At 41.8% G+C, this 22,457-nt stretch carries 11 protein-coding genes and 1 pseudogene; 7 read left to right on the top strand and 5 right to left on the bottom strand.

The window, feature by feature from the left end; all coding sequences use genetic code 11:
- Positions 1–53 precede the first annotated feature (53 nt).
- From GWK08_RS12250 to GWK08_RS12235, 4 genes are all read right to left on the bottom strand, one after another.
- The gene (locus tag GWK08_RS12250) at positions 54–908 is read right to left on the bottom strand and encodes a class I SAM-dependent methyltransferase (protein ID WP_163607510.1); all 855 of its coding nucleotides are present in this window, start codon (positions 906–908) and stop codon (positions 54–56) included.
- 251 nt (positions 909–1,159) lie between these two features.
- Positions 1,160–3,031: a tRNA uridine-5-carboxymethylaminomethyl(34) synthesis enzyme MnmG gene (mnmG, locus tag GWK08_RS12245; protein ID WP_163607509.1), complete on the bottom strand. Its 1,872-nt coding sequence runs from the start codon at positions 3,029–3,031 to the stop codon at positions 1,160–1,162.
- A 41-nt stretch (positions 3,032–3,072) separates the two neighbouring features.
- Positions 3,073–3,492: an rRNA maturation RNase YbeY gene (gene ybeY / locus GWK08_RS12240; RefSeq protein WP_163607508.1), complete on the bottom strand. Its 420-nt coding sequence runs from the start codon at positions 3,490–3,492 to the stop codon at positions 3,073–3,075.
- Complete coding sequence (locus GWK08_RS12235) at positions 3,485–6,850, bottom strand: DUF4175 family protein (RefSeq protein ID WP_163607507.1); 3,366 nt, start codon at positions 6,848–6,850, stop codon at positions 3,485–3,487. Before GWK08_RS12235 ends, ybeY begins: the two co-directional genes overlap by 8 nt.
- 104 nt (positions 6,851–6,954) lie before the next feature.
- Here GWK08_RS12235 and GWK08_RS12230 point away from each other — a divergent pair, with 104 nt between their 5' ends.
- The 4 genes from GWK08_RS12230 (at position 6,955) to GWK08_RS12215 (ending at position 11,196) form a co-directional block, all read left to right on the top strand.
- Positions 6,955–8,001 (top strand): alkane 1-monooxygenase, encoded by a 1,047-nt coding sequence (locus GWK08_RS12230; RefSeq protein ID WP_163607506.1) that lies wholly within the window; start codon positions 6,955–6,957, stop codon positions 7,999–8,001.
- Positions 8,002–8,049: 48 nt separating this feature from the next.
- The gene (gene gltX, locus GWK08_RS12225; protein ID WP_163607505.1) at positions 8,050–9,564 is read left to right on the top strand and encodes a glutamate--tRNA ligase; all 1,515 of its coding nucleotides are present in this window, start codon (positions 8,050–8,052) and stop codon (positions 9,562–9,564) included.
- 125 nt (positions 9,565–9,689) lie between these two features.
- A complete protein-coding gene (locus GWK08_RS12220) occupies positions 9,690–10,622 on the top strand; it encodes an SPFH domain-containing protein (RefSeq protein WP_163607504.1) in 933 nt (310 codons plus the stop codon).
- 52 nt (positions 10,623–10,674) lie between these two features.
- Positions 10,675–11,196: a hypothetical protein gene (locus GWK08_RS12215; protein ID WP_163607503.1), complete on the top strand. Its 522-nt coding sequence runs from the start codon at positions 10,675–10,677 to the stop codon at positions 11,194–11,196.
- 119 nt (positions 11,197–11,315) lie between these two features.
- On the opposite strand, the gene GWK08_RS12210 is transcribed toward GWK08_RS12215, so the two are convergent.
- Positions 11,316–13,001 (bottom strand): glutamine--tRNA ligase/YqeY domain fusion protein, encoded by a 1,686-nt coding sequence (locus tag GWK08_RS12210; protein ID WP_163607502.1) that lies wholly within the window; start codon positions 12,999–13,001, stop codon positions 11,316–11,318.
- Positions 13,002–13,380: 379 nt separating this feature from the next.
- Here GWK08_RS12210 and GWK08_RS12205 point away from each other — a divergent pair, with 379 nt between their 5' ends.
- The 3 genes and pseudogenes from GWK08_RS12205 to GWK08_RS12195 form a co-directional block, all read left to right on the top strand.
- On the top strand, positions 13,381–15,579 hold the full coding sequence (locus tag GWK08_RS12205; RefSeq protein WP_163607501.1) for a T9SS type B sorting domain-containing protein: 2,199 nt from the start codon (positions 13,381–13,383) through the stop codon (positions 15,577–15,579).
- Between the two features lie 2 nt (positions 15,580–15,581).
- On the top strand, positions 15,582–17,882 hold the full coding sequence (locus tag GWK08_RS12200) for a PorP/SprF family type IX secretion system membrane protein (protein ID WP_163607500.1): 2,301 nt from the start codon (positions 15,582–15,584) through the stop codon (positions 17,880–17,882).
- Positions 17,883–17,914: 32 nt separating this feature from the next.
- A pseudogene (locus tag GWK08_RS12195) lies at positions 17,915–22,457 on the top strand (DUF11 domain-containing protein); the annotation flags it as partial.

Here is a 22,457-nt window from a genome sequence, read left to right as displayed (position 1 = left end):
GATATGACAGCGGGAAGGCGGTGAAAAGCCGTGAAATGGCTTTAAATTGGATTTTAGCTGTTTTTAATCACATAAATGAGGGAGGAATATTCCCCACTGCGTTTTGCACTCCTGTTTGATCGAAATCCGTTGATAAAAGCCTTCAAAAAATTCATTTTACCACTTTTGTATTTTTCGGAAAGCAGACTCACGTAATAAGAATCAAATTTCATGGGAAGCACTTTTTCAACCATAAGATCTTCTTGTTTCATAAGTGCGGAAATCGAAGATTGTGAAAAATGCCATAGATGTCGTGGAACATCATAAGCGGCCCAATGAGCTCCGTAAATTTTTGCATCAAGAGATTTGTAATTCGGAACAGCTATCAGTAATGTTCCTTCCGGATGTAAAAGACGCTTCAATTCCCGGGTCTGTTTTTGAAGATCGGAAACATGTTCCAGCACATGCCACATACTTATGATATGAAAATGTTTCCCGGGAAATAATTCGGAACTGAGATGAAGTTCCACTCCTTTTTCGAGAGCGAGCTTCCTGGCATCTGCATCGGGTTCGGTTCCCAAAATATTCCATCCTCCCTTTTTGGCTGTGTGTAAAAAGTCGCCGGTTCCTGCTCCCAGGTCCAGAAGATTTCCTCCTTCGGGTTGAAGAGAATTTATAAGTCCCAGTTTTTTACGAAGAGCATAGGATTTTACTTTTTGGTAAATATATTCAAAGAGGTTTCTACTGGAATCGGTATGAGAAATATAGTCTTCACTTTTATAATATGAAGGCAGCTTATCTATGGAAGGTTGCGGATGAGTGATCAGCATATCGTATTCCGTATCGTAAAGAAGTTGAAATTCTTCTCCCGAAACGGTATGGTCTTTACATATAAGAAATGGATCGGCGGTATTTTTTGAAGCTGTCATTAAGGTAAATTGTATTCTTAGTTTTCCGGTTTAAAGATAGTAGTTAATCTTGTTTTGAAGGAATATTCCTAATGGCTATTTTTAAAATAAATTAGACTGATAAATGATCTTTCCACTTTTTCAAAACTATATTTAGCTGTAAACTTTGTCTTTTTTAGCAAAAGATACTATGAAAAAACGGGTGAACAAGTATACGGATTTTGTTGATAAGCATCTGTTTTTTGTTTTGTTCCACGTGGAACAAAACGCGATTATCTTCCCATATAAACCAACATTACACTTATGTCGTTTGGAGAAACTCCACTAATTCTCGATGCCTGAGATAGACTAACCGGTCGGATTTTTTTTAGTTTTTCACGGGCTTCATACGACAGGGATTTGAGTTTGTCGTAGTCGAAATTCTCAGGAATTTTTATATCCTCCAACCTGCTTAGCTTGTCCGCATTGTTCTTTTCCTTTTGAATATAGCCGGCATATTTTACTTCAATTTCTGTTTGCTCCATCACCTCTTTGTCCAGTTCGTTTTCGGAAATATAATTGGAAACAGCTGGAATAGTACTCAGAGCTTCGAGCGTAACATTGGGTCTGGAAAACACCTTGAACATCTTATCTGATTGTTTCATCGGAGAAGAATTTACCTGTTCGAGAATTGGATTTGCCTCTTCAGGTTTGATGCTGGTTTCTCTGAAAAACTGAACAAAAGCATCCGATTGTTTCTTCTTTTTTTCCATACGACGCATCCTGTCTTCTTTAGCTAAACCTAATTCATAAGACACAGGTGTCAGTCTGAAATCTGCATTATCCTGTCTGAGTAAAGTTCTGTATTCTGCCCTGGAGGTAAACATTCGGTATGGCTCTTCGGTACCCTTGGTAATAAGATCATCTATAAGTACTCCGATGTAAGCTTCATTCCTTTTTAGAATAAAAGGATCCTTTTCCTGTATCTTAAGACTGGCATTTATTCCTGCAATCAGCCCCTGAGAAGCTGCTTCTTCATAACCCGTAGTTCCGTTAATTTGTCCAGCAAAATACAGTCCTTCTATAAGCTTTGTTTCGAGACTGTGCTTTAATTGTGTGGGCGGAAAATAATCGTATTCTATAGCATATCCCGGGCGGAAGAATTTTACATTTTCAAATCCTTCTACCGCACGAAGCGCTTTAAATTGTACATCCTCCGGAAGGGAAGTTGAGAAGCCATTTACATATACTTCTACCGTATTCCATCCTTCGGGTTCCACAAAGATCTGATGTCTGTCTTTGTCTGCAAAGCGATTTATTTTATCCTCGATCGAGGGACAATATCGTGGACCGATACTCTTGATTCTTCCGTTGAACATAGGAGAACGATCAAAGCCTTCCTGCAGTAATTCATGTACCTGTTTACTGGTATAGGTCATATGACAGGAGCGCTGTTCTTTAAGTGCGGATGTAACATTGGAATAAGAGAATTTATCCGGATTTATATCTCCGGGTTCCTCTTTCATTTTACTGTAATCCAGAGAACGTCCGTCAACTCTTGGAGGTGTTCCGGTCTTCATTCTTCCGGAATCAAAACCAAAAGAAACCAGGTCTTCCGTAATACCTGTGGAGGCTCTTTCTCCTGCCCTTCCACCACCGAATTGTTTTTCACCAATATGTATTAGTCCGTTTAGAAAAGTCCCGTTGGTCAATACTACGGTTTGCGCTTTTACTTCTATTCCGAGCGATGTTCTTACTCCTCTTATTTTTCCGTTTTCAACCAGTAATCCTGATACCATTTCCTGATAGAAATCTAGGTTTGGAGTTTGCTCGAGCATAAATCTCCACTCCTCAGCAAAACGCATTCTGTCGCTTTGGGCTCTCGGACTCCACATGGCGGGTCCCTTAGATTTGTTGAGCATCTTAAACTGTATGGCGGTCCTGTCTGTTACGATTCCGCTATAGCCTCCAAGGGCATCGATCTCTCTCACGATTTGCCCTTTAGCAATACCCCCCATAGCCGGGTTGCATGACATCTGAGCAATATTTTGAAGATTCATGGTAATCAGAAGGGTTTTAGAACCCATGTTGGCAGCAGCGGCTGCAGCTTCAGAACCGGCATGCCCCCCACCAACAACAATTACATCATATTCCTTATCAAACATAATTTGTACAATCTTTTATGATGAAAATAATAAAAAGCAGATTAACGTTCCACGTGGAACATCTTTAATTTTTCGTTTTCTTTTAAACGCATTTCGGCGGATTCTTCCTCACTTTTATCCTTATATCCGCAATAGTGAAGGATACCGTGTACCATAACTCTTTGAAGTTCCTTTTCAAAACTAACTTCAAATGTGCTGGCATTTTCTCTGACCCGTTCGGTTGAAATGAAAATATCTCCGTGTAGAATTTCACCCTCTGTATAATCAAAACTGATTATGTCGGTGAGTGTGTCGTGATCTAAATACTGTTGATTTAAATTAAGCAAATAGGCATCGTCGCAGAAGATATAATTGATATCCCCGACCGTGTGATTTTCCGAACTGGCTACCCTAGATATCCAGTCCGAAAAAAGTGATTCATCTTCTAATAAAAAATCATTCTCATAATGGAAATTAATCATCACCTTTGAAATAAGTCTGCACTTTCTTTTTGTAAATTTGGCGCAAAGGTAACACTTGTCGGTTTAATATTTCTATCTGATTGAAATATTGTTTAATATCAATTTGCTGACTTCCTGTATTATTATCGAATTCCTTCCTGTTGGTAATGCTTTCTCTTTCCTGTTTTCTGCCCTGATCAAAAGCAGCATCTTCCAGTTTAAGAAGCTGATGTTTTAGATTGGTCATCCGTTGAAGAGTTCTTTCGTTAAACCCTTTTTCGAGTAATTCATTCTCTATCTGCTCGGCTTCCCTTAAAAGACGATCGGCATTTCCCCTGGCTCCTTTTCCTTCAACATCCTTTAATTGCTCTTCCAGCAATTGTCTTAATTGTTGTTGTTGTTTAAAGATCTCATAAAGCTCTTCCGAAAGCTGTTCATCTCCATCCCCTCCGGAGGAACCTTTCCCTTCCCCCTGTTGTTTTCCATCCTGGCCTTCACCTTCCTGTTCGCCATCTTTTCCTTCTCCTTCTTTTCCGTCCTGTCCTTTTTGTTTATCAAGACCCTGTTGGAATTGCTGCTGTATTTGTTCCTGGCTTTGTATAATATCGGGAAGCTGGAATCCTTGCCCTTGCCCTTGTCCCTGACCACTCATATTCTGTTGCATATTATCGAGGACATCCCCTAAAAAGTCAGCCAGATTATTGGCGGCGGTCAAAGCCGATTGCTGACTGGCTGCTCCCTGGCCGATTCTGTTTTGAGCCAGACGCTCCAGTGCCTTATCAATATTAAAATACACATCGGTTATTTCTCTGTTGATCTGCTCTGAGATCTCCGGCCGGCGTAAAGAAAGTGCAAACAGGCTATCATCTATATGTCCGAATAATTCTCTGAGATTATTTTGCTTTCTCAGGTTTTTGGCAAATGAAGCATCTTCATTTCCGAGTTCCGAGAATTTGTTCAATACATCTTCCTGATCAAAAGAAAACAAAACCAGATTGTCGAGGATCTGTCTTAACATCTCAGCATCTTCAGTTTCTCCTTCGGCTCCTCCCTGTTGTATTTGCTGTTGTAACTGATCACTTAACTCTTTGAGCTTTTGAGCAGCTTTCTTCTGATTTTTTTGAGCCTCGCTCTTATTTTTCTGCTGAGAATTCTGGTCGTTGTTTTTCTGGTTTTCCTCCAGTTTTTCGGAAGCCTGTTTTTGTTCTTCCTTTATCTCGTCTTCTTTTTTCTCATCTCTGTCTAATGACATCGGCTTTTGCAGATCTTCATTCTCTTTTTGCAATTCCTCCAGATCTTCCTTAACATCATCAAATTTCTTATTCAGCTCCTCCTGTTTTTCCTTATTGTTTTCTTCCCCCTCCTTGTTGGAAAGTTCTTCTTGTTTTTTGGCCAGCTCTTCCAGATCTTTTTGCACTTTGGCTGCTTTTGCCTGTACGTAATAACGTTTGGTAAGTTCGAGGATCTGCTCCAGGCTCCTTTTGTTGTTTTGTTGTTGCTTGGCCAGTTGCTCCAGCTTTCTGCTCAGCTCCTCCTTGTTGATCTTATCACTTAACTTCTCCAGTTCTTCCAGCAACTTCTCGTTCTTTTCAATTTCCTTCTGCTGACGCTCCAGGCGTTCCTGCAGCAATTTTTTGTATTCATCACTTTGTTCTTCTTCCTTTTGGAACTCCTCCAGGTTTTGTTTGAGCTCATTACTGAAGTTCTTCATTAAAGTTTCACTCTGCTTCTGACGGTTAAGGAAGTTCTGAAGTTTCTTTTTATCGTTAAAATTGAGTTCTTTTTTCTCTTTTTGGTTTTTGGAGATAGCATTGAGCTCTTTTTCCTGCTCTTTTAAGCGATCCAGCGACTTATTCAGGTCCTTGATGGTTTCTCCCTGTTGCTTTAATTGCTCTCTTTCGAGCTCCGATTGCGATAATTTGCGGAAATTAAATACGGGACTCTTGGTTTTTTTCCCTTTGTGGATAGCATCGTTATCCGTTACCTGAAAGTAAAATTCATAGTCTACGCCGTCTTTTAATTCAAGATTTCCTGGAAAAGCATAGGTAAATTGGTCAAAAACACCTCCATTTATGGAAATTTTCTCCGTTTTTTTATCATTTTCTTCATTTTGAGGATAAAAAACGATCTCTAAAGCCGCAACACCGTAATCATCAGAAACCTGCCCCAGGAAATACATCCTGTTATCCGGAGACATGGAATCTCTCTCCGACATCATTTCTATTTCAGGATATTTATCCTTAACGATCTCTATAGAATATCCCAGGGTCTCATAACGCTCCAGATTGCCGTTGCTGGTACCTACCTCATATTCCAGATCATTGTAAAGTGTCTTGTTCAGCGCAAAATCATTCTCATCCTTATCAAAATTCCAGACCGTATCGTTCAGGATAAGCTCTACCTTATCGGTTTCCCGGGCATTGATCTTCCATTTTACCCTGGAGCCCTCTGGAATAATAGCATTTCCGGTACTCTTAATAACCTCGTCCTGCTTTCTGGTGTAGGCCGGATAATCCAGCTCCATCTCAAAGTTCAGCAAGGTGGGTACCTTAACTACATCTATGGAGTACTGCCTAGACCTGACCTTGTTGGCGGACAGATAAAAATCGATGGGAGAACCGGGTTGGGTAAAAGTATATCTGAAATTTCCGGAACCCGTGTTCTGTAAAAAATATCTTTCATCACCCAGGTGAATTTCCACCTCCTGCGGGATCACATCTCCAACGGTTTTTACATTAAGCACAAAGGATTGCCCTTCCAGCGCTCTCATATTGTCATTGGCGATAACAAACTGGAAAGGTGCCGGTGGTTCATAGCTGGTATTGTAGTTTACCACACGCTCATAGCTCTTGGAAAAAACATCGTAATTACCTGATATATAAATAGTTAAAAACAATAATAACGGAACTAATGCATATTTCAGATATTTGACATTAGTTTTAAAATTGATGGCCAGATTAAAAGGAACCGGCTGTATATCTGCAGATTTTTGCTCTATTCCGGCCAGTAATAATTCCGATTTACTGTCGTCTTCGGCCAGCTGAAGCACATTGATCAGCTTATCGCCGATCTCGTTGAAGTGATTTCCGATGATCATCGAAGCATCTTTGTAATTGATCCCCTTTCGGAACCTGAACAGATGCGCCAGTGGCAACACGATAAACTTAATAAGCAAAACAGCTTCTACCAGGACAAAAGACCAGAATAAAATGGTTCGCCCCGTGCTGTCGAGCCATAAAAAATACTCTACCAAAAGGGTGATCAGAAAATAAAGAAAACCTATACTCACAAAAAGGATAGCACCTTTTATCAATTCATTTCGGTAGTACTTATTGATGAATTGCTCTAGCTTATTTTGTATTGCGGAAAAATTACTCACTTCTTTTTCAATGGTTTATTGATACACTAACAGATAAAACTACAATTTTATTTTGAGGAACTTTTAGTTAATTTTGATAAGATGTTGTTAAAAATGCCTTCAAAATGAAAGACTTAAAGTACTTATCAGCATATACCATCCCTTTAATGGCTGTAATTGCATTGAGCTTAAAGGGCTATTTTAGCTACCTGACCCTGGTCTACGCTTTCGGTATTATTCCGGTCCTGGAACTATTGCTTCCTTTAGACGGATCCAACCTTAGTGAGGAGGAGAGAGATAGCAAGTCGGAAAATCCCTTTTTCGACTGGATGCTTTTTATTAATATCCCCCTGGTATTCAGTCTGTTAATATACACACTAATAGATGTAAGCACTCATACCTATGCCACCTATGAGTTGATTGGCCTGGCATTTTCCACGGGAATTGTTCTGGGTTCCAATGGCATTAACGTAGCCCATGAACTGGGTCATAGAAAAGACAGATTTTCACAGCTTGCGGCCAAGTTCCTTCTGATGCCGTCGCTTTATATGCATTTTTTTATAGAGCATAATTTTGGTCATCACCTGCATGCGGCCACTGCCGAAGACCCTGCCACGGCACGGTATAACCAGAATGTCTATTCGTTTTGGTTTACATCGGTCAGCCGGCAGTATATAAGTGCGTGGAAAATTCAGCTCGACCTTTTAAAAAGAGAGAACCGGCAGTTTGTTTCGGCAAAGAACGATATGCTTTGGTATTTGCTTTTCCAGGCAGCTTATCTCTTTGTGATTTACTGGTTTTTTGGCGTTTCAGGCCTGATATTTTCAGTTGCTGTTGCCGTTATTGGCTTCCTTTTACTGGAAACCATTAACTATATTGAGCATTACGGCCTCCGACGCAATAAACTAAGCTCGGGCAGGTATGAAAGGGTAAAGGAAATACATTCCTGGAATTCAAATCACATTATCGGCAGGGTGGTCCTGTACGAGCTTACCCGCCACAGCGATCATCATTATAAAGCCAGCAAGAAATACCAACTTCTTGATTATCACAATACAAGCCCGCAAATGCCCTATGGTTACCCTACTTCCATGGTTATTTCGCTCATCCCGCCGCTCTGGTTCAAAATAATGAACAAGAGGATCCCCAGGGAGATGAAAGAGGCATTTTAGCCCTCTTTTTTACATGCAAAGATTGTATCTTTGGCCAAAATTTTATTCATGGCCAAAAAAGTACGTGTTCGTTTCGCACCCAGCCCTACAGGACCTCTGCATATTGGAGGTGTGCGTACCGCTCTTTTTAATTACCTGTTTGCCAAGAAACAGGGTGGGGATTTTATACTTAGGATCGAGGATACCGATCAGAAAAGATATGTAGAAGGAGCTGAAGGATATATTGTTGAATCCCTGAATTGGTGCGGGATCCCGTTTGATGAAGGCCCGGGGAAAGAAGGGAATTTTGGCCCCTATCGCCAGAGCGAAAGGAAAGAACTGTACAGACAATATGCCGACGAACTGATAAACAAAGGTCTGGCCTATTATGCCTTTGACACCCCGGAAGAACTGGAGGCACATCGTAAGGATCACGAATCCAAAGGAAAGACTTTTATCTACAACTGGCACAACCGCCTGAAGCTTAAAAATTCGCTTTCGCTTTCAGAAAAAGAAGTGTTCTTAAATATTGAGTCAGGAATGCCGTATTCGATTCGCTTTAAATCCCCTCAGGATGAAACATTGTTGTTGAACGATATGATCCGAGGAGAGATAAACATCGACACCAACATTCTGGATGACAAGGTGTTATTTAAGAGCGATGGAATGCCTACTTATCACCTGGCAAATATTGTAGATGACCATTTAATGGAAATAAGCCATGTGATCCGTGGTGAAGAGTGGTTACCTTCTCTTGCTTTACACGTGCTTTTATATAAAGCGTTTGGCTGGGATGCGCCGGAATTCGCACATCTTCCGCTTATCCTTAAACCCACCGGAAACGGGAAGTTGAGCAAAAGGGACGGAGATAAATTCGGGTTTCCGGTATTTCCGCTGGAGTGGAAGGATCCGAAAAATCAAACTGTTTCACGTGGGTACAGAGAAGATGGTTACTTTCCGGATGCTACCGTTAATTTCCTGGCTTTCCTCGGATGGAACCCGGGCACAGATCAGGAAATCTTTAGTTTAAATGAACTTATACAATCATTTGAAATAGAAAGAGTTAACAAATCAGGTGCCAGATTCGATCCGGAAAAAATAAAGTGGTATAACCACCAGTATTTACAGCAAAAAAGCAGTGAAGAACTGGCCAATGCCTTTAATCCGGAGCTCCTTTCAAAAGGACATCATGCAGATAGCGGAAAACTGGTAAAAGTGATCTCTCTTATGAAGGAAAGGGCAACTTTTGTCTCTGATTTCTGGGATTTGACCAATTTCTTTTTCGAAAGACCGGCAGAATACGATCCGAAAGCTGCAAAAAAACAGTGGAAAGAAGATACGCCCGATTTAATGAAGCAGTTGATGGAACTTATAAAGACCATCGATGATTTTTCAGCTTCCAATACGGAAACCGTTATAAAACAGTGGATTACGGATTCGGGACTGGGCTTCGGAAAAATTATGGCCCCGCTGCGCCTGTCACTAGTAGGTTCCCTGAAAGGACCACATGTTTTTGATATCATGGAAGTTATCGGAAAGGAAGAAACCCTTGGCAGGTTAGAAAAGATCTTAACGGAATTATAAGCGGTTAAGGCTGAAGAGGGTAGTAGTTATAGAGGTGTAACAAATTAGTTGAATTTGCTACCTACTTATTGAAGGTTTTTTTTATAACTTCATTAAAAATTTATTAACTACTAACATTTTTAGCCATGCCATATTACTTTTTATTACCGTTTGCCTTTATTGGCTTCATAGTTTTATTGTCCTCCTTTTTTATTGTCAAACAGCAGACTGCTGCCTTAATAGAGCGATTCGGGCGTTTTCAGAGTATCCGTAACTCCGGATTACAGATGAAGATCCCTATTGTAGATCGTGTAGCTGGAAGATTAAGCCTGAAAATACAGCAGCTGGATGTAATTGTAGAGACCAAAACCCTGGATGATGTTTTTGTAAAGCTGAAAGTCTCCGTACAGTATGTTGTTTTAAGGGATAAGGTATATGAAGCCTTTTATAAACTGGAATATCCGCATGATCAGATCACCTCTTATGTATTCGACGTAGTTCGTGCCGAGGTACCGAAAATGAAACTTGACGATGTATTCGTTAAGAAAGATGATATAGCAATTGCCGTAAAAGCTGAATTACAGGAGGCGATGCTTGAATACGGATACGGTATTATCAAAACCCTGGTTACCGATATAGATCCTGATACTCAGGTAAAAGCGGCCATGAACCGTATTAATGCTGCAGAGCGTGAAAAGATCGCTGCTCAGTTTGAAGGGGATGCTGCCAGGATCCTTATTGTGGAAAAAGCGAAGGCCGAAGCCGAAAGTAAACGCCTTCAGGGTCAGGGTATTGCCGATCAGCGTAGAGAAATTGCCCGCGGTCTGGAGGAAAGTGTGGAAGTACTGAATAAAGTAGGGATCAATTCGCAGGAAGCATCAGCACTGATCGTGGTTACGCAACACTATGATACCCTGCAGTCTATAGGGGAGGAAACCAATAGCAACCTGATCCTCTTACCGAATTCACCTCAGGCGGGAAGCGATATGCTGAATAATATGGTAGCTTCATTTACGGCCAGTAACCAGATAGGAGAGGCCATGAAAAGGCAGAAAAACAAAAGAAAAGACGAAGAATAAATATAAACCAGACCTTGACGATAAGTCAGGGTCTTAATTTTTAAACTGAGAAATGAAAAAAATCACCCTTTTGCTATTGTTCCTGGCAGTTAGTTTTGCAACAGCTCAAACCACGAAGGAACTGGAAGAAAGCGCTTTAAGAGATGCTAAAGCTGCTGCCGACGCCACCCTTAAATTCGATTTCGAGAACGTACTTAAGTATACGCACCCCAAGATAATAGAGGCCTCCGGAGGAAAGGACGCCTTGATAAATGTGCTGGAATCTACCTTTGCGACCATGAAAAGCCAGGGCTTTGTTTTTGAAAAGGCCGAAGTTAACGGAGTTTCCAATGTAGTTTTTGAACAGGATGAATACCGCTGTATTATTGAAGGCTATAATCAGATGAAACTGGACGGAAAACGCATTAGTTCTAAAAGTTACCTCTTTGGTTTTTACAATAAAGAACAGAAACATTGGTATTTCCTGGAAGCTGCCAGGCTGAAAAATGCTCAGCTGGTTAGTGTATTATTACCGGATTTCAAGACGGATATAGAAATTCCCGAGGACGAAATAAAAACGGAAGATATAGAATAGATCAAATAAATTAACACACAAATATTTGGTTTATAGTGTTTTAAATTATAAATATTAAACTATTACTTAAATAAAAACCGGGCATATAGCCCGGTTTTTTATATGAATGGATATTAAAATTATCCTTTTTTCTGCTGCTTGGCCCAGGTATCTCTCAGGCCAACGGTTTTATTAAAAACCAGCTTGTCGGCACTGCTGTCATCGTCTACATTAAAGTATCCGAGACGCTGAAACTGAAAACGTTCTCCTGTTTTGGCCTCTTTCAGGCTCGGTTCAACGAAGGCATTTACCAGCGTCAGGGATTCCGGGTTCAGGAATTCCATATAATCCTTGTCTTTATGCCCGTCGGGAGCCTCATCAGAGAATAAACGGTCATATACCCTTACTTCGGCAGGAACCGCGTGTTTTACAGATACCCAGTGAAGCGTACCTTTTACTTTTCTCATACTTTCTTCGGTTCCGCTACCACTGCGACTCAAAGGGTCGTATGTACAGTGTATCTCGGTAACTTCTCCGTTTTCATCCTTTATAACACTCTCAGCTTTAATGATATAACCGTTTTTTAATCGCACTTCACCTCCGAGCTTCAGGCGGAAGAATTTCCTGTTCGCCTCTTCCCGGAAATCTTCTTTTTCTATATATAATTCCCTGGAGAAAGGTACTTTCCTACTTCCGGCAGCCTCATCTTCCGGGTTATTTTCGGCATCCAGCCATTCTTCCTCATTCTCCGGATAGTTGGTAATGACCAGTTTAACCGGGTTAAGCACCGCCATTACACGGGGTGCGGTTTTATTGAGATCTTCACGGATACAGAATTCCAGAAGAGCAACATCTATAACGTTATCACGCTTGGAAACCCCAACGGTTTCAATAAATTTTCGAATAGCTGCAGGAGTATAACCTCTGCGGCGAAGCCCTGAAATAGTAGGCATTCTCGGATCATCCCAACCGGAAACCACACCTTCGTCAACCAGTTTGAGCAATTTTCTCTTACTCATAATGGTATAGCTGAGGTTTAATCTGGCAAACTCCCGTTGTTTAGGGCGTATCCTGCTTTCCTCTACCACCTGATCCAGGAACCAGTCGTATAGTTCGCGGTGAGGTTTGAATTCCAGCGAACAAAGAGAATGCGATATTTGCTCGATATAATCGCTTTCACCATGCGTCCAGTCATACATAGGGTAAATACACCAGTCATCTCCGGTACGGTGATGCGATTTATACATAATACGGTACATAAGCGGGTCTCTCATCAGCATATTGGGAGAGGCCATATCTATTTTAGCCCTTAAAACATGGGTTCCCGGCTCAAATTCACCTTTTTTCATTCTTTCGAAAAGATCGAGGTTTTCTTCAACCGACCTGTCTCTGTAGGGACTGTTTTTTCCTGCCTGGGTGGGCGTTCCCTTAAGTTCGGCAATTTCTTCAGAACTTAAACTATCCACATAAGCCTTTCCTTTTTTAATTAAAAGAATGGCCCAATCGTATAATTGCTGGAAATAATCGGAAGAATACAGCTCGCTTTCCCACTGATATCCCAACCAGGAAATATCGCGCTTTATGGCGTCTACATATTCCTGTTCTTCCTTGGCGGGATTGGTATCGTCGAAGCGAAGATTTACGGGAGCATTGTATTTTTCACCCAAACCGAAGCTGATCCCGATAGCTTTCGTATGACCTATATGTAAATAGCCATTTGGTTCGGGAGGAAAACGAAAGCGGAGATCCTCTTTTGAGTAACCCGAATTAAGATCGTCTTCTATAATATGTTCTAAAAAATTAAGCGATTTTGTTTCTTCTGACATGATCGTTTTTTATAATAGTTTGCAAAAATACACAAAAGAATAGACTGATTATCAGGAAAAAAAAGCCTTTTTAAAACAATAAACTTTATCAACAATTGTTAATAACTATGGAAAAGTATTGCGATTTTAAAAAATTTAAGTACTTTAGTGGCGTTAAAAAATCGAAAATTTCACCAGATATTAACAATGTAAATTGTTGCTTATCAGCAAAAAATAAAATTTTGTTGATATGTTTTTAACAAAAGTTCATAAAATAATTTGCTTTTTATGGCTGTTGTTAACAACTCAACGAGGATTTATACCGTTGATCTGGTTTTTTAAAATGATTCGTTATAATTTAGTTGTTTTAAAGACCCAATCTTTAATTAACCTACTTTGTATGAATACGAGAAGTATAACTCATATACGTCTTTTGATGCTGTGCATTGTGTTATTTTCAGGTGTTTTTGCTGCCCATACGCAAACACTTAGAAAACCAACACCACAGTTCACATCTCCTTGTGCATCGTCAGGTTTTAATACTTTCCAGGTAAACTTCACCTGGGAAACTCCGCTGGTCAATAGCGACAACCAATTTATTCTGGAACTTTCAGACGCAAATGGTAGTTTTTCCAGTCCTACCCAATTAGCCTCGGTAAATAATCAAAACACCACACTAGACTTCGATTTTAACTTTTCTTTCCCCACATCAACGAGAGGCGAAAACTATCGAGTACGCGTCAGATCTACGAGCCCGGCCCTTACAAGCCCGGTCAGTGATCCGTTTCCGGCATATTATCAAAATGTAACACAAAACCTGATCATTAACGGGTTTAATGCTACAGAAGTCGTTTGCGACGGCTCATTTGTTACGCTTAGCGTAGACAATTTTCCTGGAGAACCTTCTTACCGGTGGTTTAAAAACAGAAACATTACCCCTATGCCAGGGGAAACCGGACCCACATTACAAGTTACAGACGAAGGTTTCTATTATGTAGAGGTTGATTATGGCGATTTTTGTTCGTTCAGTACAGCTTCAAATGAAGTTGAAGTTATTATGGCAACACCCGTAGGTATTGCTATAAACGGACCATCCAATGTAGAACTATGCCCTGGTTTTGCATATCAGTTAACCGCCAATGTCGACGATCCAAGCCTGATTTACAGATGGTTTAAGGATGGTACTCTGCTTAATGTACCTCCGGGATATCAGCCCACTTTATCGGTAGATCCCAGCGATCCTGCCGGTACGTATACCCTCGAAATAGAAAGCGGAGGAGGATGTAGAGAAACAGCTGCCCCTGTTGTCATTACAGTTCCTTCTATCAACGTTTCTATTTCTCCCTCGGTAACCACTTTGTTGTTGCCTGGAGACAATGTTATTTTTACCGTCACCACCACTGCAGATACACCAAGTTATGCGTGGTACAGGGATGGAGTATTGTTAAGCGGTGAAAACAGCGACACCCTCATTGCGAGTGGCCCTGGTACATACCAGGCCGAAGTAACTCAAGGAGTAGGTTGTGCCGTTGTTGAACGCTCTCCCGAGATCGATGTTGAACTTCCACAGAGTTTCAACATGACCATTTCCACTCTTGAAAGCTATACCGACTGCGAGAATTCTGCAGTAACACTGGTTATAGAGAAGATAGAGGCTGTTACCAGTACGAACCAGCTGATCGATGTTACAGCTCAGCTTCAAGGCTCGTTTACGTATCAGTGGGAAAAGGACGGAACAGATCTTTCCGGAGAAAACAATGACCATATGTCGCTGCCCGACGCTTCCCTTAACGGTAAATATGTGCTGAAAGCCGATTTAGGTGCTTTCCACGTTGTGTCCAACGAATTTGATGTACGAATGACCTTCAGTCAGCAAGACCCGGTTATTCAAAGTGATGATGTTGTTTCCTGTGACGGAGGCTCAGACATTACCATTACCTCCGATTTCACCGATCCGGGTTATACATATACCTGGTTCAGAAATGGAACGGCTTTGGCGTCTGAAACCAGCCCGACACTTACAATCAACCTCACCGGTACCTACAGACTCGAAGTTGCTGCCTTCGGATGTACGGTAACATCAAATGAGATTATCATCAACCCCTTCGAAGATTCTATCGTAACCGTTGATGCACCGGAAAATATTGTTATTCAGGAGGGATCTCTTCGAATAATAACTGCCTCAGGTGCTGATAGTTACAGGTGGTTTAATGAAGAAAATGTTGAAATATCGAGCGCTGCCAGCGTTACGCTTTCCGAAGAAGGACAGTATGTCCTGAGAGCCAGCGTAGGCAATTGCGAGGTTATTAAGACGTTTACGGTGATGTTTAACGACAATTTTGCGGTACCGAATGTTATAAGTCCGAATTCAGACGGGATCAACGACCTATGGGTAATACCTAATCGTTATGCCTTTAATCCGGACGTTCAAGTATTTATTTATGGTGCGAGCGGGGAGACTATTTTTGCAACTTCCTCGTACCAAAACAATTGGCCCGAATCGAACCTATCGTATCCTGTTAACAAACCTGTATTTTATTACAAGATTGTTAGAGGAAAGGAAATTTTAAAACAAGGAACTATAACCTTAATACGCTAGGAATGAAACTAAAAGTTATTGTGTTTTTCCTCTTTATACTTGGACTGACAGCAGTCAGGGGCCAGGAGGAGAACCCTTTTATATCTTTTGATATACCTTCTCAAAACCTTTTGAAGTTCAACAGGTTTTTGATAAACCCAACTTTTTCAACGGTTCGGGAGGACAATTCGTACATTAATCTGTACCATAGGAACCAGTGGATCCAGTTTGAGGATTCTCCGGAAGTTTATCTGGCAAGCTACTCGGGAAGAGTAGGAGACAGAACAGGTCTTGGCCTTGGCCTTTACCAGCAAAACCTGGGAGTGATCACCAACTTCGGGATCCTGGCGAACTACGCCTATGGGGTACGATTAACAGACAGGATTAACCTTACTTTTGGTTTTAATGTATCCTTTTTCAGCAGTGGACTGGATACAGGTGAGATCTTTCCGGGAATGCCGGATCCGGCTTTGGCCTCGATAGAAGATAGTTCTCTTCTGTCCTTTCAGCCAGGATTCAACCTTTCTCTCGGAAGTTTTGACTTTGGTCTTTATGCAGAAAATCTTTTCGATTACAATCTGAGAACCAGCGAATCTGTTACCGATTTTAATGAGAAAACCTTCTCAGGTCACCTGATGTATACCCGCAAATTCAAAAACTCATCGGGAATTTTTGAAAATGGACGTTTTTCCGCCTTGGCAAGAGGGAGAAAACAAGGGGATCGAGACGTCAATTTATCGGGGAGCCTTATAGTTGACCTACCTAAACTCGGATGGATTCAGGGTGGTTATGACGATTTCTTCGGAGCTTCTGCCGGGATCGGTTTTAATCTTACCAAGCGATTATCTTTAGGTTATACCATAGAAAAAGGTTTAAATGATGGGATTCAGAATCTGGGTACCACTCATGAACTTACTTTTGCCTATTCTTTCCAACCCAATCTCACAGACGATCGTGTAGAATTGAATGAGGAAGAACTGGACGACCTCGCCCAACTGGAAGAAAAGATCCAGGAAAAGGATGAGGTAATTGCCAGTAAAGACGAAGAATTGGCACAGATCAAGAAAAATCTCGAAGAAAATAATATGATCCTTGCTGAGCTTATCTTAAAACAGGATTCCCTGGAGCGCGCAGTAAACAAGGATATTGAAAAGAGATTTTACAATCTGATCAAAACAATGAAAAGGGGGCAGCCCGCCAATAACACAGCGGTAGCCCGTAACGATAACAATAGAAACAGAACAAACACAAAAAATCGTCCTACCTTTTCAAATCAACCAAGAAACATCAATGTTGTTTCTACGAGTTCATACAATGACGACGACTTTATTCTTGCCGCAAAGGCGAATAATATAAGACAAAGAACCATTAAAAATCTACAGGGTGTAGACGGAGGATACTATCTGATCGTTAATGTTTACAGTCAGAAGACCAATGGAAGATTTTACAGAGATAAGTTTGTTAACAAGCTTAGAAATGACGGTTTGGACCCTGATTATTTCTTAAATACAAGAAATAACCTGAATTATGTGTATTTAAAGCGTTTTGATAACTGGCAGGATGCCATCGCTGCATATAAATCAGACCTGAATAATACTTATACCGACGATATGTGGATAATGAATGTACAAAATGAGAGTACTTTACGTTATGCAGATAGAGATACGAGACCATCCTCTACGGCCAAAAGAGGAGACGAAAGCAGGAAAACAGCTATTACAGCCAGAAAACCTGCCGGAGATAAACAACGGGTTACCAGTCCGGCTACCAAAACTCCACCTGTTAACAATACGGGAAGAGTGGTAAACAGGCCTGGTGATATTAGAAAAGAAAACACAGACAGGGTGAACGCTCCAAATAAAACAAATAGTCGTATTACGGCCAATGACAAAGGCCAGAGTAATACAGGATCCCCTGTAAAGAAGAGTACTGTAACCCCCAAATCAGATAAAGATGCAGTAGCTTCTAATGTGGATGAGAAGTCGGAAGATGAAATTAGAAATCAGTATTCTAATTCCACTTCCAGGAAGAGAAAACAGGCTAAAAAAGGCAAAATAGTAAATATTGCTTCGCTTGATGAAGGATATTATATCATTGCCAATGTCTTTGCTGTTCCTTCCAATGCAACCCGTTTTGTTGATAAATTGAAGAAACAAGGTCTGGATGCCGCGTATTTCGTTAACCCGGAAAACAATTACAGATATGTTTATTTGAAGAAGCACAGCTCTTGGAATAGCGCATTAGCCTCATACTATTCCAATCTGAATGATTCCTATTTCGAAGATATATGGATCATGCGAGTCAATACTGATTATATTTTATAACTAAATAAGTCCCGAACCGAAGAAAGAAAGAAATGAAAACCTACTTATGTCCCTCAAAAATCGTCATACTATTGGCGTGCCTTTTATTTGCCGGTATATCTGCCTCACATGCTCAGGGTGTACCAAATCCTTTTGATGTAAGGTATCAGGTAAATACAAAGGGTGATATTACGTTTATTTCCAACAACATCCTTAACAGGGATACGTCATCGGCAGATCCGGAAGACCCGTACAACCTTACGGGAACGGCATCTACCTTTAACGATCTCTTTAATATGCGCTATATCGATATCGATAGCGATCCGACTACTTTTAGTTCGAGTAGCGCTACCCTGACTCTGCCGGATCAGTCCTGTAGCCGGGTTATTTATGCCGGTCTGTATTGGTCTGCGGTCTACAGATGGAATGAAGGATTTACCAGAAATCCGTCTACGGGAGATGGTATCAGGGAAAACGATTTTAATCAGGTAAAATTCCAAACTCCTGGAGGGACATACCAGGATATTACAGCCGATGAAATTCTGTTCGACGGATTTAACGATCCGGTTTTCGGGGTGAACGCACCTTATGCGTGTTACGCCGATGTAACTTCCATTATCAGTGGTCTTGGAGATCCTAATGGAGAGTATTTTGTGGCAAATGTGAGGGCTACAAACGGATTTATCAGTGGTGGAGGTTCTGCGGGATGGACCTTAGTTGTGGTTTATGAAAATCCGACCCTTCCGGGTAAATTTATCACTACTTTCGACGGTTTTGCCGGAGTGGATTCCAGTTCGGGATCTGTAGATGTAGATTATAACGGATTTATTACACTTCCTGCTCCTTTCCCGGTACGTGCCAATATTAGTGTTGGTGCCCTGGAGGGTGATAACAGGATTACGGGAGATCAGCTTGCCATCAGAGCAAACAGTAATGCCACGTTTACGAATTTAAGTAATACGTTAAACCCCGGAACAAACTTCTTCAACAGTAATATTACTATTGATGATGCCACCTTTACGGCACGGAATCCCAATAGTGTCAATACGCTGGGGCACGATGCCGACCTTTTGAGTATTGCCAACCCCTTAAACAGTGTCATCCCCAACGATGAAACAGGGGCAACCCTCCGGATGAGTTCTACGGGAGATCGGTATTATATTTATTTTAATGCCTTTGATGTAGAGGTGATCGAACCCGATATTAACCTGGCAAAAACCGTGGAAGACGGTGCGGGTAACGATATCGGAGGTGCCGGTGTTACCCTGGGACAGGAAATTGTATACGTACTGCGTTTTCAGAACAATGGTAATGACGACGCCACCGGATATGTAATACGGGATGTCCTTCCGGCCAACGTAAACTTCCCGCCGGTAGGCGGAACCATACAGCCCGGAGACCTTATTCTCCCGGCTCCTTTAAGTCCGACCGAAGAGATAACCTATACCTTCGATGCGGCAACCAACGAATTGAGATTTGAAGTCCCGGATGGCTATGTAGAATCCGGAGACCCCGAATACGAAATAAGATTTAAAGTTAGGGTTGTTAACAGCTGTAACGAGCTAAGAGACGCCTGTTCCAATATTATTGAGAACCAGGCATTCTCCAGTTATACTGGGGTGCTTAACAGCGTTGTGGTATCCGATGACCCCAGTTTCCTTGGATATGACGTGTGTAACTTCGGTATCCCGGGATCTACCAACTTCCTTACCGATCTTGATGATTGTGATTTTACACGTCAGGAGATCCTTTGTGGGGACAGCGTTGTTCTTACAGCAGGTTCAGGCTTCGATTCCTATGAGTGGAGAGACAGCAGCGGTAATGTTCTGGGAACAACGCAAAGTATTACAGTTACCCAAGTAGGTACCTATACGGTTACCAAGACCGCTCCGGCTCCTTGTTTGAGTTTTGATGAGGTGGTTAATGTGGTACTTTTCGGAAATACGGTAACCAACCCTGTTATTCCTTTTGCAGATGAAGTGGATGTTTGTCCGAACGACGGAGACGAATTCCCACAGATCTTCCTCTGCGGATTGAACGACAACAGATTTATTGATACAGATATTACAGATGCCACTTCCATTAGCTGGGAATTGCTGGATGAAACCAGCTGTCCTGCTGTAGGAATAGATGGCTGTGCCAATAAAAACCAAACCTGTACATGGAACCAGGTAAAAGCAGGAAACGATTTTAACGTTACTGCTGCCGGTCAGTACCGACTGGTGATCAACTATCAGAACGGATGTTTTAACCGTTTCTACTTTAATGTAACTCAGAATGTTTTAGACCCGAATGCTTTAACAAGCGATATTATCTGTAACACTCCGGGTCAGATCACCATTACTAATGTACCAACAGATTACGAGTTTAGTTTAGATAACCAGGCCGGACCTTACCAGTCAAGCCCTGTATTCAGCATTGCTACTGCAGGAACTTATACGGTTTATATCAGACAGGCTGGTGTTTCCGGAAACACTTGTGTATTCTCTGTTCCGAATATCGATATCAGAGAGCGTAACTTTACAGTAGACCTGATCCCTCAGGACATTCTTTGTGCCGGCGATCTCGGAAATGTAAGGATACAGGTAAATGATGTTGAACCCCAGTATTTCTATCAGATTGCTCAGGGGGCGACCATCATAGATACCTTCGGACCGACCAACAATAACGATTATACATTCAACAACCTTCCGGCCGGAACCTATACGGTAACCGTAACTACGGATGACGGATGTAATTTTACAGATGATATTGTCATTCAGGAATTCCCTGAACTCCTGGCTACAGGGGTGGCAAGTAAAGATATTACCTGTGCCGACGGAGAGATCACCGTAAACGCTTCAGGTGGTCTGGCACCCTACTTTTACAGTATAGACGGAGGTGCAAACTTCCAGACGTCCAACCTGTTTACAGTAACGACTGCAGGAACCTATTCTATCCTGGTGGTAGACAGCAATAACTGTCAGACTACCGTAGATGTGACAGTTGACCAGATCCCGCCGCCGGTCTATACCATAGACCCGACAGATACTACCTGTAACGGGGTTAATGACGGTACGATTACGGTAAATGTTACCAATACCAACGGCTTTACGCTGGAGTACAGTAATGACGGAGGTGTGAACTTCCAGACGTCCAACCTGTTTACAGGACTGGCACCTGGGAATTACGATGTGATCGTAAGATATTCTCTGGGGCCTGATGTGTGCCAGGATATGGCAACCGTAACCATTAATGAAGCAACGGTAATTACTGCCAATGCAGTGCTTACCCAGGATTATACCTGTTTGACGACTGCAGAAATTACGGTTCAGAACACTACCGGAGGTACGGCTCCTTACGAATACAGTCTTGATGGCGGAAGCTTCCAGGCATCAAATGTATTTACCGGTCTTACCGACGGAACCTATAACAATATTACGGTTAGGGATGCTAACGGATGTGCAGTAGTACTAAACCCAATTACCGTTGATCCTCTTAACCCGATTACCGATATCAATTTTGCAGCTAATGCACTGTCATGTGCTGCAGATACCACAACGGTGACAGTTACCCCGGTTGACGGGAACGCACCGTTCGAATACAGAATTACGGCGCCCGCGGCTTCGGCCACGGCCTTTGACCCCAGCAATGCGTTTGTGCTTTCTGCTGGAACCTACACTTTTGAAGTAAGAGATGCCAAAGGATGTACCTTCAGCAAGAACTTCACCATAGATCCGATAGTACCTTTAAGTGTTATCGCAACCAAGATCAATGATGAGGTTTGTTTCGGTGCAGCCGACGGAAGCCTTTCTTTCACAGTAAGCAATTTTACAGGATCATATATTTATTCTGTAAATGGTGCTGCAGGAGTTACAACATCTAATGCAACCGTAACACTTAACAACTTGTCCCCCGGTAATTATACAATTACCGTTAATGACCCAACCGGACCTCTTTGTGAGGCCGTGTCCAACACCATCACTATTGATGGTCCGCCAGCTGCCCTGGCTATGAGCTTAAGTGTTACGGACATTAGCTGTACCGATCCCGGTACTGTTACGATTACCGCAACAGACGGTTGGGGAGGTTATGAGTATCAACTTGAAGAACCAAATGGTACTATCAGACCTTTCCAGTCAGGAAGTACCTTTACCAACCTTACCGATGCAGGAACCTATACGGTTACGGTAAGAGATGTTAATGGTTGTGAGATAACCGATACTTTTGTATTGACCAATGCAGTATCACCGGTTCTGGACGTAACCCCTAACGATGTATGTTATGATCCGGGAGTTGGCCTGACGCTAACTGCCAATGTAACATCAGGTGGAGCTGCTCCTTTCCAGTATAGAGTTAATGGTGGTCCTTATCAGACCAGCAATGTATTTGCCGGGTTAACCCCGGGAACTTATACTGTTGAGGTAGTAGATAGCAGAAACTGTACCGATTCGGTTACCCTTACGATCAACGACGCATTGACTGCATCAGCGGTATTGACCAAGGATCTTGATTGTTCTGTGAGTCCGGATGCTGTGATAGATATTACGGCAGGAAGCGGATATCCTGGATACACTTATGAGGTATCGTTTAACGGAGGAGCTTTCAGTGGAATAG

The sequence above is a fragment of the Leptobacterium flavescens genome, from assembly GCF_010671605.1.
GTDB classification, from domain to species: Bacteria; Bacteroidota; Bacteroidia; order Flavobacteriales; family Flavobacteriaceae; genus Leptobacterium; species Leptobacterium flavescens.
Note: the sequence above shows the minus strand (reverse complement) of the source record. Positions and strands in the feature narration are given on the sequence as shown.